The organism is Marinifilum fragile (assembly GCF_963677365.1).
GTDB lineage: Bacteria > Bacteroidota > Bacteroidia > Bacteroidales > Marinifilaceae > Marinifilum > Marinifilum fragile.
Genome location: NZ_OY781962.1, coordinates 3501993 through 3516064 on the forward strand (window position 1 = coordinate 3501993; position 14072 = coordinate 3516064).

At 39.9% G+C, this 14072-nt stretch carries 6 protein-coding genes, 2 tRNA genes and 3 rRNA genes; 4 read left to right on the top strand and 7 right to left on the bottom strand.

The window, feature by feature from the left end; all coding sequences use genetic code 11:
• The first annotated feature begins 18 nt into the window (after positions 1–18).
• The 4 genes from ACKPCA_RS13950 (at position 19) to ACKPCA_RS13965 (ending at position 4725) form a co-directional block, all read left to right on the top strand.
• The gene (locus ACKPCA_RS13950; RefSeq protein ID WP_321279615.1) at positions 19–504 is read left to right on the top strand and encodes a DUF2059 domain-containing protein; all 486 of its coding nucleotides are present in this window, start codon (positions 19–21) and stop codon (positions 502–504) included.
• A gap of 91 nt (positions 505–595) precedes the next feature.
• Entirely contained in the window at positions 596–2569 is a 1974-nt protein-coding gene (gene gatE / locus ACKPCA_RS13955; RefSeq protein ID WP_321279616.1) for a Glu-tRNA(Gln) amidotransferase subunit GatE, read from the top strand.
• Complete coding sequence (gatD, locus tag ACKPCA_RS13960; RefSeq protein WP_321279617.1) at positions 2569–3951, top strand: Glu-tRNA(Gln) amidotransferase subunit GatD; 1383 nt, start codon at positions 2569–2571, stop codon at positions 3949–3951. Before gatE ends, gatD begins: the two co-directional genes overlap by 1 nt.
• A 114-nt stretch (positions 3952–4065) precedes the next feature.
• Entirely contained in the window at positions 4066–4725 is a 660-nt protein-coding gene (locus ACKPCA_RS13965; protein WP_321279619.1) for an NUDIX hydrolase, read from the top strand.
• Here ACKPCA_RS13965 and ACKPCA_RS13970 read toward each other — a convergent pair.
• The 7 genes from ACKPCA_RS13970 to ACKPCA_RS14000 all read right to left on the bottom strand — a co-directional run bounded on the left by ACKPCA_RS13970 (position 4702) and on the right by ACKPCA_RS14000 (position 13456).
• Complete coding sequence (locus tag ACKPCA_RS13970; protein ID WP_321279621.1) at positions 4702–6045, bottom strand: MltF family protein; 1344 nt, start codon at positions 6043–6045, stop codon at positions 4702–4704. The two genes, ACKPCA_RS13965 and ACKPCA_RS13970, sit on opposite strands and share 24 nt — an antisense overlap.
• Positions 6046–6220: 175 nt before the next feature.
• Positions 6221–8197 (bottom strand): putative porin, encoded by a 1977-nt coding sequence (locus ACKPCA_RS13975; protein WP_321279623.1) that lies wholly within the window; start codon positions 8195–8197, stop codon positions 6221–6223.
• 208 nt (positions 8198–8405) lie between these two features.
• Positions 8406–8516 (bottom strand): 5S ribosomal RNA (gene rrf / locus ACKPCA_RS13980).
• Between the two features lie 114 nt (positions 8517–8630).
• A 23S ribosomal RNA gene (locus ACKPCA_RS13985) occupies positions 8631–11501 on the bottom strand.
• Between the two features lie 119 nt (positions 11502–11620).
• Positions 11621–11694, bottom strand: a tRNA-Ala gene (locus tag ACKPCA_RS13990).
• Between the two features lie 13 nt (positions 11695–11707).
• A tRNA-Ile gene (locus ACKPCA_RS13995) sits at positions 11708–11781 on the bottom strand.
• Between the two features lie 145 nt (positions 11782–11926).
• Positions 11927–13456: ribosomal RNA gene (locus ACKPCA_RS14000) — 16S ribosomal RNA — on the bottom strand.
• The 16S, 23S and 5S rRNA genes sit together here with 2 tRNA genes alongside, the layout of an rRNA operon.
• Positions 13457–14072: the final 616 nt, after the last annotated feature.

Below are 14072 nucleotides of genomic sequence, written 5' to 3' on the forward strand. Positions count from 1 at the left end.
AAACCAAAATACAAAGCAATGAAAATCATAGGGACTAAAGTACTTTTATTGATGCTGCTTTTTACAGCGAGTACTTGTTTTGCCAGTCAAGGAGTAAATGACGATGAATATGCGAAGGATGTAAAACATCTATTTCAGGTAAATGGATCTGCGAATAGCTTCAAACAATCAATCAAAACCATGATTGAACATTTTAAATCGCAAGAATCCAATGTTCCAGCAAGTTATTGGGAAAAAACGGAGGAAGAATTTTTAAAGACTTCCTTTGATGACTTATACAATATGATTGTTCCCATTTACCGCAAAAATCTATCACATGAAGATGTAAAAGCAATGATTGCTTTTTTTGAATCGGATGCTGGCAAAAGAATTGCTCAAAAAACTCCTGCTATTACTGCTGAAAGTATGCAAGTGGGTATGATTTGGGGACAAGAAGTTGGGAGAAGAATTCATGAAGATATCCAAAGCAAGGGATTTAAAATAAGATTACCGTTCACTCCATAATTTATTTGACTTTTAGATTGTAAACCTGTCATTTATCATTTCCTGTGCAATGAATAATATGTACTTTTTAGGGTTACCAATTTAACCCGAAATGAGTACTAAAATTACACCCAAACAAAACTATGAACTCACCCGACAACAAATTGGCTATGTAGACAGAAGGCTCGCCACGCCTGAAGACTATCGTAGAATTGGATTTAAGTCGGGTTTAGAAGTTCATCAACAACTTGCCACAAAAGAGAAGTTGTTTTGCCATTGCCCATGTGGCGTATTTCAAAAAAATGGAGATTACGATGCTGAAGTAATTCGTCACATGCGACCTGCCATGAGCGAATTAGGTGGATACGATGGAACTGCGCTTATGGAATTTAAAACCCGTAAGAACATTATTTATCGAATCAACAACGAAACAGCGTGTACCTACGAAATCGACGATACTCCTCCTTTTAAAATCAATCCGGAAGCATTAGAAATTGCACTTAAAATATCTTTGCTTAGCAAACTCAACGTGGTTGGCGAAGTTCATATCACCCGAAAGCAATATCTTGATGGAAGTATTCCTACTGGATTTCAAAGAACTGCAATTCTTGGAGTAAATGGGCATATTCAACTTCGCAACAAAAAGGTAAACCTGATACAACTGAGTATTGAAGAGGATTCTTGCCGTGAAATTGCCGATGTTGGTCACGAAAGATGGTACAAAACCGATCGTTTAGGAATGCCTTTGATCGAAACAGTTACAGCACCCGAATTGTTTACTCCAGATGAATTGCGTGAAGCTGCAGAATACATTCGCTTCTTAAATAGGAGCACAGGTTTGGTTCGCACAGGAATGGGAGCCGGACGTGAAGATGTGAATGTTAGTTGCCGAGGTGGTTCAAGAGTCGAAATCAAAGGAGTTGCTCACAACAAATGGATTCCAGAACTTTCTCACAATGAAGCATTCCGCCAATGGGCCTTATTGCATATCAAAAAGTTATTGCTGGAAAGAATTACAAAGGAAAAATGGCAAGCTAAGTACATGGAGTTAGATCCACATGAGTTTAAGTTTACTTATCTCCCCTTGGTAGAGTGCAAAGAGAAAAAACATAAAATCATTGCCATCAATATCCCTGAATTTAAAGGATTCCTCTCCCATTTCACTCAACCTGATCAGGTTTTTGCTGATGAAATCTCTCAAAGATTAAAAGTAATTGCTTGTATCGAAAAACCAAATATGGTTTATTCGGAACAAGAAGATCTAAGCATTTCTGATCATGATTTCGCGACAATTCGCGCGCAACTGAGTGCAAAAAATAATGATGCACAAATCGTAATCTGGGGACCGGAAGAGGATATGAAAACGGCAATAGAAACGGTAATTGAACGTTGTGAAATGATTTTTGATGGAGTTCCTAATGAAACCAGAAAATCACTTCCAAACGGAACAACCATATTCGAAAGAGTTCTTCCTGGTGCAGATAGAATGTATCCTGACACTGATTCCTGTCCAATTCCATTATCGGATGAATACATTGAAAAATTAGGAAAAGATTTGCCTCAAGATATTTCTGAAAGAATAGAATTATTAAGCAAATGGGGTGTACCTGTTGATGCTTACCATTTTATTTTAAGTAAGAATATCTTTCCAGTAATAGAGGAAATTTGCGAACGCTTTAAATTCGATCCTAAACGTGTTGCAATCTTCTTTGGCCATACCTACAAGAATATTGCTGGCAAACAGAAAGCACATCCCGATTTCAACTATCGAAAACTTATTGGGCTATTTAAATTTATACACGAAAAAGGTCTGCACATTAATATTGCAAAATACTTACTCCCAATACTGTTTCAACATCCAAGTATGGAATTTAATTCTATGCTAACCGCTCTAAAATTTAAGAAACGAAACTTGGATGAATTGGCAGCTCCGATAGATTTCTTAGCCGAGAAATACCGTGACATCAGAAAAACAGAAGATACTAATGAAGCCGTACACTGGATTATGGGCCAACTTCACAAGCAAGCTATTGGTAATATTGAGTTAAGAGATTTAAGGGAAATCATCGATAAACGATTACAATAATGGAAGATCTTTTTCAAGGATATAAGGGTGATGCTCTGGAAACCCTCAAAAAATATAATGTACGAGTATGGGGAAAAACTCATATTGTAACAACCAGAGGTGAGTTTGATGGCACAATTTTACCACGTGCCGAAAATGATGATGATCAACATATTGTATTAAAAATTGATACTGGCTATAACATTGGGATCAATATTACTACCATTAAGGAAATGAAGGAAACCGGCTACAAAAAAGCCAACTACAAAGTTCCAGAAAAAGAATTTCCTTACACCGAAGGACAGCCAAAGGTGAAATTATTTGGTACTGGCGGAACAATTGCTTCCCGTCTTGACTACCGAACCGGAGCTGTTATTCCGGCCTTTTCACCAGGAGAATTGTATGGCTCTGTTCCCGAATTAGCAGATATCTGTAACCTGACTACAGAGAAAGTTTTTGCCGTATTTAGTGAGAACATGGGACCACAACAATACATCTCTTTAGCCATTGCTATTGGTAAGGAAATCGAAAATGGAGTTGATGGAATCATTATTGCTCATGGAACCGATACACTTCATCATACTGCAGCTGCACTTACTTATATGGTTCAGAATTTACCGGTTCCCGTAGTTTTGGTTGGTTCTCAACGATCATCGGATAGACCTTCTTCTGATGCTGCTTTGAACCTAATGCATTCCGCCATTGCTGCTGGTCATGGAGATATAGCCGAAGTAATGGTTTGTATGTTTGGTCCCACTTCTGATGAATACGGATTCCTTCACCGTGGTACAAGAGTTCGAAAAATGCATTCCAGTTATCGTTCCACTTTTAGAACATTAGGAGATACGCCATTGGCAACGGTGACAAGAAAAGGTGTAAAACCAATAAAGAAAAAATACAATCATCGCCGCAAGGACAAGAATGTTAAAATTCTTCCATATTTCGAAGAGAAAGTCACGATTCTTTACTACTATCCTAACATGCAACCAGATATAATTGATGCATTGGTTGATTGCGGATACAAAGGAATCATTATTGCAGGAACCGGACTTGGACACGTTAATAAGCCAGTTTATCCAGCTTTAAAACGAGCGGTTGAAAAAGGTGTTCATATATTTATGACTGTTCAAACTCTTTGGGGTTATACTCATATGTTTGTTTATGATACCGGTAGAGATTTAATGGCAATGGGCGTAGTACCGTTAGATAATATGCTTCCAGAGGCTGCCTATATTAAACTAGGTTGGACTCTTGGTCAAACCAACGATAGACAAAAGGTCATTGACATCATGAAGACACCAATTAATGATGAAACTACAAAACGAGAACCTTACAATGGATATTTACTTTACCAAGGAGGTGTACCAGAGGTAGAACAATTTGTTAAAAATTTTAGAAAGTAATTTTAACCCGGCCAAAAGCCGGGTTTTTAATGAATTTTCATAAAGTTTAATCCATTTTTGACGACTTGGGGAAACTTTATTTCTATCTTTAAGTAAGATTTGAAAAAGGATTATATGAGTTTATTAGATACTACATTTGATTTAGAACAATTCACACAACAATTAAATAATGAGCTAAATAATAGTCTTCCAGGCTTTGATGCTCAAAAAATAATGTCGCCTTCAATTCGTGAACATGCTCTAAAAAAAAGTGATCCTTCGATCGCCAGAGACAGTAGCGTTCTATTACTCTTCTATCCTAAAGATGGTCAATTGCACCTTCCTTTTATCAAAAGAACTTCAGGAAATACAAGTCATAGTGGTCAAATTAGTTTACCAGGAGGAAAGTACGAAGAGAGCGATTCCAACAGAACCGTTACTGCAATTCGCGAAACCAACGAAGAACTTGGGGTTGAATGCAAAAAAATTAAAATATTGGGGTTCTTAACTGAATTGTATATTCCTGTGAGCAATTTTATGGTACTACCTGTTTTAGGCTATTGCAAAGAAAGACCTGATTTTAAATTGAATACTTTTGAAGTTGAAGAAGTTATTGAAATGCCTGTTCAAGAACTCCTTTCAAAAGAAAATATTTCCAAATTTAGTTTTACAAAAAATGAGCTTACAATACATGCCCCATATTTCGATGCCAAGGGGCACAAAGTATGGGGAGCTACTGCAATGATTTTATCTGAATTACGAGAGGTATTTTTAAGAGCTGGTTTGATCCGTTAAAGTCATATTTTTGTAGTGCTTATAGCGATCCAAAATCTTAACTACGTACCAATAAGGCTCCTGACCACGACAGTATCCATATTTTACCACCGGATCATTAAAGAATTCGGGCTTAGATTTGTTCAAAAGGTAATAGTCAACGCTGCCCTTCCATTGATCCGGGTTCTTGCCATTCTTTTGCGCCAGCCTTCTAGCGTCCAGAATATGACCCAAGCCAACATTATAGGAAGCCAGCAAAAATTGCAACTTATCGGTTTTATCTCCTAATGTTTTATCTAGCTTATTTTCTAAATATTTTAAGTGTTTCACACCTGCCTCTATATTCTCCCGAGCAGTGGATAAAGAGTCCACGTCATATCGATATGCGGTTTCCGGCATTAATTGCATCAAACCAAAAGCACCAACCCACGAACGTGCATTAGGATTAAAATTTGATTCTTGATAAACCAAAGCCGATAACAATCGCCAATCCCAACCAATCAGTTTTGCATTTTTCTTTATCAAATCATCATATTCCGATATCTTACCACTCCTTAAAGTAAAGTATTCGCTTTGAAGCATCTCTTCAATTCTACTACTTTTAAAATATTTTCTGTAGATGATTTTATATTCCCTTGTTTTCTGAAAATCAATCAACCACATATTAATATCTTTCGTAAGATCGTCGGCTCCCTTTCTCAAAGCCCAAGCCAGATTTTGCGGCTCACTTAAATGTGTTCGAATATCAATGTTTGGATAATAAGTTTGATTTACCATTGCAACATTCTCATCTGCGATTGTGTAGGAAATCTCTCTATTAGCTACTTTAGAAATTAATTCTTCTACCTCAATTTGATCAACAGGTACAATTTCTATATCATCATTTCCAGTATTCGATATTCTATTTAATCTTTCCTCAAATGATGATCCTTTTGGAACATGAATTTGCTTCCCAAATAATTGCGATTTTTCACTCACATATCCGACAGGATGAATAGAATCATTAATCTGTATTAACACTTGGCGTGATTGACTATGAGGAACAGTAAAATTAAATTTTTCCACTCTTTCTCCAGTTACAGCCAAATTCATACCTAGTAAATCAACATCACCGCGTTCCAAAGCTTCAAAAGAAGAAACCAAATCGTTATTTACCGTCAAATCAAGCTTCACATTCAAATGTTTGGCCAAAGCTTTCAGCATTTCATACTGAAATCCCATTGTTCTACCTTTGTAAATAAAATAATCGGTAGAATTATAATTGGTAATCACTCTTAGTTTTCCACGCAGCTTTACATGCTTCAATTCTACAATGGGTTTTTCCTGCATTTGTAACTTCACAAGCTTACGTTGCTGATTACACGTTTGCAAAAATACCATGAAAATCAAAGGTATAAGTAGCTTTATGTATTTAAATTGCGACATAAAATTCTCCCTTCCTAATATTAAATTAGAAATAAACAGGTCTCGAACCAAGAAATATTTGATTTATATTCTAGGCCTCTATTAAGAATTCTTAATTGTAAAAAGTCCAAATTAATCCGTATTTCAGCATAGACGGATTGATTGGATAATGAAGTGCTGAAAAATAGTTTTTACTACCAATAGAAGCGTTTGCATGCTCGTACATAATGAATAAACGTGTCCTTTTTATTCTAAAATTAAAATACACATTTACCTTAGGATAATCACCTAATTCCTTTTGCTCCTGCAAAAAGAACTGCCCTGTAGCAGGCATATAATTTGGAGCGTAAAAACTTGTATTGTAATGTATGGATACACCTGTTTGTAAACCTAATGCACCATTAAAAAATTCATTTTTATAATAGTTATTACTATAGATTGATAAAGTTGGAAGAGGTAAAAGCTTCTCGTTTGAACTATTTTGACCAACCAAGCTTTGGTTTAGATAAAAGTTTCCTAATTTGAAGTTTTTCTGCAAATATCCGGTTAGAACAGAAATTCCAACAGCGGCCTGCTCCGGTGTAGCATTCAACCCAAAGTAGGTGTAATTGTCTATTTGACTGAAATTTGCACCAATTTTAAATCTATAATTCTTATTAAAATATTCCACACCAGCACGTAATTCTGTTTGTTTGTCAAGCTGTAAATCCCATTGCTGATGATTTCCGTAATACTTCTCCATAATGTAATTTGGAGTAGTCGATTCCAATCTTCCAGAAATCTTAAAACCATGTCCTGAATTCTTTTCACCAAACCATTTTATGAATTGATAATCCAAATCAAAATCATTTTGGCGATATCCTTCAAACACATATTTACCAACGGCCTTCCAGTTTGCAGATTTTCCAGATAAGCTAAATAAACTTGCAACAAGTTGATTGTTATGGATGTTTTCATCCTTTTGCTGCCAAGCATATTGAGTCACATTTCTTCTAAGGTTATATTTCAAGAATTCACTTTCGATACCAAATCTTGCTCCTAAGCGAATCCATTTGTTTTCATTTTCATTAAAAACAATTTGAAAAGTATTCTTAACCAACGATTGTTCAACCTTATCAAAGGTCGAGTTTTGATTCAATAAAAAGCCAGTAGGATAAAAATCTTTATTCAAGTTATCATCCTTAAACTGCCAACTATTTTTTTCGTAATTCAAAGTATATAATAAGTCAATAGCATACGAATAAGTTGTATCTTTTTCAATTACTATTTCTTTTTCCTTGCCAATCCCATAGGAATGATTCATAAACAAATTAAAATTTGTCAATTTCGATCTTGCCTGGGTCAAATTTACCTGGATATTTTCTGATTCTTCATCTCCATCAGTAACCAAACTATCATTAACAATTCCACCATTTTCATTCGCGCTAATACGATTCATATTTAGAACCATATTCATTCCATAGTTTCTCTTCTTGTAACTCGAGAAAAGTGTGAGATCATACAATTTAGTTTTCTGATTCTGATACTGACCATCACTTGAAATTAAATCATATTTTATTCCGAAATTCCAGTTCGGCGAAATGTTTTGTGTTTGCAGAACCTTTAATAAATTTTCCGATTGTCCTTTGGGTCCACCAGTTTCATAAAATAATCTAGTGTAAGGTGTCGTAGTATTAAAATATACGATATCCTCTGGTTCGACGATATAAGCTCTATACGCATCGAAAAATAAAAATCCGTCCTTTTCCCTATCAATGTAAATATTGCTTTGATAAGCTGCTCCTAGATTTCCCAAATAAGAATTAGAAATGCTCTTCTGATAAATCGGATTGTAGTTTTGAATTTCGCCTAAAATTGTATCCAACTTAAATTCTTCTCTTGAAGAATTCATATCAGTAAGTTTCCAGGTTTTAATAACAGATTCGACATTATAACCTAAACTATCCAACATCTTAGAATCATCTTTCTTTGATTTATCAGACATTGATCTGCCATCAGGCCCAATGCTAGCACCAGTTAATTTTCTTTGTGCAAAAGAAATTGTGCTTAGTCCAAATACAAGAGCTAATATTATGAAATATTGTTTCATAGCGTACAAAGATATACAAACTGAGACGAACTTAAACAGATTGTTTGAAAATATAGGTTAAAAAACCTTAAGCGCGAGTTAATGAATCTAAATTCAAGGTAAGCGGAAGCTTGTCAAAGCTTCAAATATTGCTATTCAGATGTTGATTTATAAAAATCAGAACATATAAAAAAGAGTCTCACTCCATGTTGGAATAAGACTCTTTAAAGGTTGGCGTCGACCTACTCTCCCACATTTCTGCAGTACCATCGGCGCTAACGGGCTTAACTTCTCTGTTCGGAATGGGAAGAGGTGGAACCCCGTCGCTATAAACACCTAAAATCGTTTGTTGACTTCTGTGGTTAACTCCTGCTAACCGTCAACGAATATCGTAGACACATTGAAAGTAAAATAAAAGAACCAAATCTTGTAAGATTCAGCGATTGACCTCGCCACTCAGAAGCTTTCGGGTAATTAGTATTGCTCGACTTTGATGTTACCACCTTTACATCTGCAACCTATCAACGTTATCGTCTCTAACGACCCTTAAAGGAAATCTCATCTTGAGGTAGGCTTCGTGCTTAGATGCTTTCAGCACTTATCCCTGCCCAACGTAGCTACTCTGCTATGCAGCTGGCGCCACAACAGATACACTAGAGGTTAGTCCAACCCGGTCCTCTCGTACTAGAGTCAGATCCTCGCAAATTTCCAACGCCCACAACAGATAGGGACCGAACTGTCTCACGACGTTCTGAACCCAGCTCGCGTGCCACTTTAATGGGCGAACAGCCCAACCCTTGGGACCTTCTCCAGCCCCAGGATGTGACGAGCCGACATCGAGGTGCCAAACCGCTCCGTCGATATGAGCTCTTGGGAGCGATCAGCCTGTTATCCCCGGAGTACCTTTTATCCTTTGAGCGATGGCCCTTCCATACGGAACCACCGGATCACTATGCTCTACTTTCGTACCTGCTCGACCTGTATGTCTCACAGTCAAGCACCCTTGTGCCATTGCACTCTTCAGACGATTACCAAACGTCTTGAGGGTACCTTTAGAAGCCTCCGTTACTCTTTTGGAGGCGACCACCCCAGTCAAACTACCCACCACACACTGTCCGTCGTTAGACGTTAGACTTCAGATAAGCAAAGGGACGTATTTCAAGGATGACTCCACAACACCTGGCGGCGCTGCTTCATAGTCTCCGTCCTATCCTACACATCACTTACCCAAAATCAATGTGAAGCTGCAGTAAAGGTTCACGGGGTCTTTCCGTCCCGTTGCGGGTAATCGGCATCTTCACCGATACTACAATTTCACCGAGCTCATGGCTGAGACAGTGCCCAGATCGTTACACCATTCGTGCAGGTCGGAACTTACCCGACAAGGAATTTCGCTACCTTAGGACCGTTATAGTTACGGCCGCCGTTTACTGGGGCTTCATTTCAGACCTTCGCTTGCGCTAAGCCCTCCACTTAACCTTCCAGCACCGGGCAGGTGTCAGGCCTTATACTTCATCTTTCGATTTTGCAAAGCCATGTGTTTTTGGTAAACAGTCGCCTGGGCCATTTCACTGCGGCCTCCCGAAAGAGGCGTCCTTTCTCCCGAAGTTACAGGACCATTTTGCCGAGTTCCTTAGCCATGAATCACTCGAGCGCCTTAGTATTCTCTACTTGACTACGTGTGTCCGTTTGCGGTACGGGTCTCTATAACCTGAAGCTTAGAGGTTTTTCTTGGAAGTAAAATTACATGCACTATCCGCGCTGCCGTAGCATTGCGGTACTATCAGATTTCAGCTCAACCAGCGGATTTGCCTACCGGTCTCATCACATACGTCCTTCAACGAACTATTCCGTCAGTTCGCGGCATTGTCATCTCTTCGTCACCCCATCGCAGTTATAGAAAGTACCGGAATATTAACCGGTTGTCCATCGAGTTCGCCCTTCGGCTACCCCTTAGGTCCCGACTTACCCTGATCCGATTAGCGTTGATCAGGAAACCTTAGTCTATTGGCGTGCGGGTTTCTCGCCCGCATTATCGTTACTTATGCCTACATTTGCTTTTCTAAAAGCTCCACAATACATTACCATACTGCTTCTGCGCCGTTAGAATGCTCCCCTACCAGTTAGAATAAATTCTAAATCCATAGCTTCGGTGGTATATTTATGCCCGATTATCATCCACGCAAGATCGCTCGACTAGTGAGCTGTTACGCACTCTTTAAATGAATGGCTGCTTCCAAGCCAACATCCTAGCTGTCTAAGCAATCTCACCTCGTTTGTTCAACTTAACATACACTTGGGGACCTTAGCTGATGGTCTGGGTTCTTTCCCTCTCGTCCGTGGACCTTAGCACCCACGGGCTCACTGCCAGATATAAGTTATAGCATTCGGAGTTTGTCTGGATTTGATAGGCGGCGAAGCCCTCGCATCCAATCAGTAGCTCTACCTCTATAACTCTCGACTCTGACGCTGCACCTAAATGCATTTCGGGGAGTACGAGCTATTTCTCAGTTTGATTGGCCTTTCACCCCTACCCACAGTTCATCCGAACACTTTTCAACGTGAACCGGTTGGGCCCTCCACTCTGGTTTAACAGAGCTTCAGCCTGACCATGGGTAGATCACCAAGTTTCGCGTCTACCCCCACTAACTTTACGCCCTATTCAGACTCGCTTTCGCTTCGACTACGCACCTGAAGTGCTTAATCTCGCTAGTGAGGAGTAACTCGTAGGCTCATTATGCAAAAGGCACGCAGTCACACCCTAAAGTGCTCCTACCGCTTGTAGGCGTACGGTTTCAGGTACTCTTTCACTCCTCTGTTCGAGGTGCTTTTCACCTTTCCCTCACGGTACTTGTTCACTATCGGTCTCTCAGGAGTATTTAGCCTTACCAGATGGTCCTGGCAGATTCACACAGAATTCCTCGTGTTCCGCGCTACTCAGGATACTACTAGATTCACTTTGCTTACGTGTACGAGACTATCACTCTCTATGGTGTGTCTTTCCAAACACTTCCACTTCACGCCGATCATCATATTATAGTCCTACAACCCCACCATTGCCGAAACAATAATGGTTTGGGCTAATCCCCGTTCGATCGCCACTACTAGGGGAATCACTTTTGTTTTCTTCTCCTCCGGTTACTTAGATGTTTCAGTTCTCCGGGTTTGCCTCCTTAAAGGATACTCATTGCTGAGTGGGTTGCCCCATTCGGAAATCTACGGATCAATGGTTATTTGCACCTCACCGTAGCTTATCGCAGCTTATCACGTCCTTCATCGCCTCTGAGAGCCTAGGCATCCGCCATACGCCCTTAATTACTTCTTTTTGTGCCAATAAAAGTCTAAACTTTCATCACGAAATCAATCGTTGTTTCTTTACTATTGGTTACTTCTACTTTACTACTTTCAACATGTCAAAGAACTTTAATACACCATCGTATTTCGTGGAGAATATCGGAGTCGAACCGATGACCTCTTGCGTGCAAGGCAAGCGCTCTAGCCAGCTGAGCTAATCCCCCAAAACGTTAATCGTAGTCCTGCGCAGATTTGAACTGCGGACCCCTACATTATCAGTGTAGTGCTCTAACCAACTGAGCTACAGGACTAAATTTCTTAATCCATATGCTAGCGGTTTAAACACCCTAACGCTATGGGTTATGGTATATTAAATGAAAACAAGTAAAAAGTTAGGCAAAACAGTCATAAACCTGTCTTTTACCATAAACCTTAGTCGATATTCTAAATCTCTAGAAAGGAGGTGTTCCAGCCACACCTTCCGGTACGGCTACCTTGTTACGACTTAGCCCCAGTTACCAATTTTACCCTAGGTCGCTCCTTGCGGTTACGAACTTCAGGTCCCCTCGGCTTCCATGGCTTGACGGGCGGTGTGTACAAGGCCCGGGAACGTATTCACCGTATCATTGCTGATATACGATTACTAGCGAATCCAACTTCACGGAGTCGAGTTGCAGACTCCGATCCGAACTGAGACTAGCTTTTGAGATTAGCATCCTGTCACCAGGTAGCTGCCCTTTGTACTAGCCATTGTAACACGTGTGTAGCCCTGGACGTAAGGGCCGTGCTGATTTGACGTCATCCCCACCTTCCTCTCACCTTACGGTGGCAGTCTCGCTAGAGTCCTCAGCATTACCTGCTAGCAACTAACGATAGGGGTTGCGCTCGTTATGGGACTTAACCCGACACCTCACGGCACGAGCTGACGACAACCATGCAGCACCTTGTAATTTGCTCCGAAGAGAAAGCTTGTTTCCAAGCCGGTCAAACTGCATTTAAGCCCAGGTAAGGTTCCTCGCGTATCATCGAATTAAACCACATGTTCCTCCGCTTGTGCGGGCCCCCGTCAATTCCTTTGAGTTTCATTGTTGCCAACGTACTCCCCAGGTGGATTACTTAATGCTTTCGCTCAGTCGCGCACTGTGTATCGCGCACAACGAGTAATCATCGTTTACGGCGTGGACTACCAGGGTATCTAATCCTGTTCGCTCCCCACGCTTTCGTCCATCAGCGTCAATGTTAGCTTAGTGAGCTGCCTTCGCAATCGGTGTTCTACGTTATATCTATGCATTTCACCGCTACATAACGTATTCCGCCCACCTCAACTAAATTCAAGACAACCAGTATCAATGGCAGTTTCACAGTTGAGCTGTGAGATTTCACCACTGACTTAATCGCCCGCCTACGGACCCTTTAAACCCAATAAATCCGGATAACGCTCGAATCCTCCGTATTACCGCGGCTGCTGGCACGGAGTTAGCCGATCCTTATTCATACGGTACCTTCAGCTCCCTACACGTAGGAAGGTTTATTCCCGTAAAAAAGCAGTTTACAACCCATAGGGCAGTCATCCTGCACGCGACATGGCTGGTTCAGGCTTGCGCCCATTGACCAATATTCCTCACTGCTGCCTCCCGTAGGAGTCTGGTCCGTGTCTCAGTACCAGTGTGGGGGACTATCCTCTCAGACCCCCTAAGCATCATCGCCTTGGTGAGCCGTTACCTCACCAACAAGCTAATGCTACGCATGCCCATCTTACACCGCCGAAGCTTTAAATCAAATAACATGCGAAATTTGATCATTATGCGGTATTAATCCGGATTTCTCCGGGCTATCCCCCTGTGTAAGGCAGGTTGCATACGCGTTACTCACCCGTGCGCCGGTCGCCATCAATAAAAGCAAGCTTTTATTATGCTGCCCCTCGACTTGCATGTGTTAGGCCTGTCGCTAGCGTTCATCCTGAGCCAGGATCAAACTCTTCGTTGTATAAAAGTTTTTATAATTCTGTCTCATTCAGATTATCAAAGTTTAATGGTAATTTTTAATTGACAAGGTATTATTCTTGTATTTACCTAACTTCTTGTTTTCAATATTTTCAAAGAACGTATCGTTCTGTTTTTCCTTCTTAATTCACCCGAAAAAATCAGGCGGAAAAGCGAGTGCAAAGATAAATAAAACTCCTCCCAAATTCCAAATAAAATTTGAAATATTTTTGAAGTTTTTTTCAGCCGTGATTTCCATCAAATCATCAACTCACTCCCAAAACTTTTTCTAAACTCCTCCCGTTTGAGAAGCGGCTGCAAAGATAAATACTTTTTATCTAAAATTGCAAGTCATTTTTAAAACTTTTTTAAGATTCAATCCCCTCGAAAGCCTCATAGATACTAGTGCTCCAAAGAATCTTATCCCCATCAAAAGCGGCTGCAAAGATAAACACTTTATTTTTACAATTCCAAATACTTTCGAAAAAAAACTTTAAAAATTTCAAAATGAAAAAACATCAAGCAAAACCGTGGATAAACCACCCTTTCCATCATGTCTTCTCTATCACCTTACCCTTGTAAAGCGGGTGCAAAGATAACACATACTTTTTCTACTTTCC

Excerpts from the sequence above, each read along its gene's own strand:
- ACKPCA_RS13950 (WP_321279615.1), top strand. The coding sequence starts at position 19 with ATGAAAATCATAGGGACTAAAGTACTTTTATTGATGCTGCTTTTTACA.
- gatE (WP_321279616.1), top strand. The coding sequence starts at position 596 with ATGAGTACTAAAATTACACCCAAACAAAACTATGAACTCACCCGACAA.
- gatD (WP_321279617.1), top strand. The coding sequence starts at position 2,569 with ATGGAAGATCTTTTTCAAGGATATAAGGGTGATGCTCTGGAAACCCTC.
- ACKPCA_RS13965 (WP_321279619.1), top strand. The coding sequence starts at position 4,066 with ATGAGTTTATTAGATACTACATTTGATTTAGAACAATTCACACAACAA.
- ACKPCA_RS13975 (WP_321279623.1), bottom strand. The coding sequence starts at position 8,197 with ATGAAACAATATTTCATAATATTAGCTCTTGTATTTGGACTAAGCACA.